Raw genomic sequence first — 1,535 nt, 5'->3', positions numbered from 1 at the left:
TTTGCTTCAAGATTTAGAGCCATTTGCCTCTCCTGAACAGTTTAAAAAAGAAAGTCATATTATTATAACTTTCGCCATAGAGTACTCACGTACCCTCTACATAGGCCGACTGTGTTATCAGTCATTTATGTAAAAACTCCAGGAGGAGAATTTACACCTATGGTCTTTGAGGAACGCAAGGAACAAACCCTACGACCCAAAGAATTTATTGCTTGATGTTTTTAAATATCAAGCGTGCTTAAATCAACAGAGACGCCAGCGCCCATTGTTGAAGAAACACTTAATTTTTTAAAGTAAATACCTTTAGCTGAACTTGGCTTAGCCTTTTTAAGCGCTTCCATTAATGCTGTAATATTCTCAGCTAACGCCTTAACGTCAAATGAGGCTTTACCAATACCAGCATGAACAATTGCTGCTTTATCAGTACGGTAACGCACTTGACCTGCTTTAGCGTTATTAACTGCTGTAGCAACATCCGGAGTCACAGTACCAACCTTAGGGTTAGGCATTAATCCACGAGGACCCAATACCTGGCCTAAACGACCAACAACACCCATTGCATCAGGTGATGCAATAACAACGTCATAATCTAGATCACCATCTTGCATAGACTTCATTAAATCTTCCATACCCACAACATCAGCGCCAGCATCAGTCGCTTTAGCAACGTTATCGCCTTGTGTGAATACCGCAACACGAACAGTCTTACCTGTACCGTTAGGCAGTACAACGGCACCACGAACGTTTTGGTCAGATTTCTTAGCATCAACACCAAGATTAACACTCACATCAATAGATTCATCAAACTTTGAGGTTGCACAATCTTTAATCAACGCCAAAGCATCTTCAATTGCATAACGCTTACCAATTTCAACTTTTTCTGCGATATTTTTTTGTTTTTTAGTTAACTTAGCCATCTGATTAACCCTCCACCGTGATGCCCATAGAACGAGCTGTTCCGGCAATAATTGTTACTGCTGCTTCCATATCGTTTGCATTCAAATCTTTCATTTTGATTGCTGCGACCTCTTCTAATTGAGCACGAGTAATATTACCCACTTTATCAGTATGTGGAACACCAGAGCCTTTCTTAATACCTGTTACTTTAAGAATTAACAAGGCTGCCGGCGGAGTTTTAGTAACAAAAGTAAAGCTACGATCACTATAAACCGTAATAATTACTGGTACTTTCATACCTTTGTCGATTTCTTGAGTTTTTGCGTTAAACGCCTTACAAAACTCCATGATGTTTACACCATGTTGACCTAGTGCAGGACCAACCGGTGGTGAAGGGTTAGCTTCTTGTGCAGGCACCTGAAGCTTAATGTATGATTCAATCTTTTTAGCCATTTTTCTTCCTTGAGGGATTTCCTCGTTTGGGTGCAAGCGCCTATTAAGCTCCCCGGTTAAAACGCGACATAGTCGCTATACTTACGTTTTTTCTACTTGTGAGAATTCAAGATCTACCGAGGTTGTACGTCCAAAAATTAAGACTTCAACTTTCAGAATACTCTTGTCATAATCCACCGCTTCAA

2 protein-coding genes and 1 pseudogene are annotated in these 1,535 nt (G+C 40.2%); all 3 read right to left on the bottom strand.

What is annotated here, in order from left to right:
• Positions 1–221 precede the first annotated feature (221 nt).
• Positions 222–917, bottom strand: a complete 696-nt coding sequence (gene rplA, locus ABNR88_RS07275) for a 50S ribosomal protein L1 (protein WP_348670265.1) — start codon at positions 915–917, stop codon at positions 222–224.
• Positions 918–921: 4 nt separating this feature from the next.
• Entirely contained in the window at positions 922–1,350 is a 429-nt protein-coding gene (rplK, locus tag ABNR88_RS07270; protein WP_348670264.1) for a 50S ribosomal protein L11, read from the bottom strand.
• A gap of 81 nt (positions 1,351–1,431) precedes the next feature.
• Positions 1,432–1,535 (bottom strand): annotated as a pseudogene (locus ABNR88_RS07265) (transcription termination/antitermination protein NusG); the annotation flags it as partial.

The sequence above is a fragment of the uncultured Candidatus Thioglobus sp. genome, assembly GCF_963981275.1.
In the GTDB taxonomy this organism is placed as follows: domain Bacteria; phylum Pseudomonadota; class Gammaproteobacteria; order PS1; family Pseudothioglobaceae; genus Thioglobus_A.
This window is presented reverse-complemented; position numbering and strand designations above follow the sequence as displayed.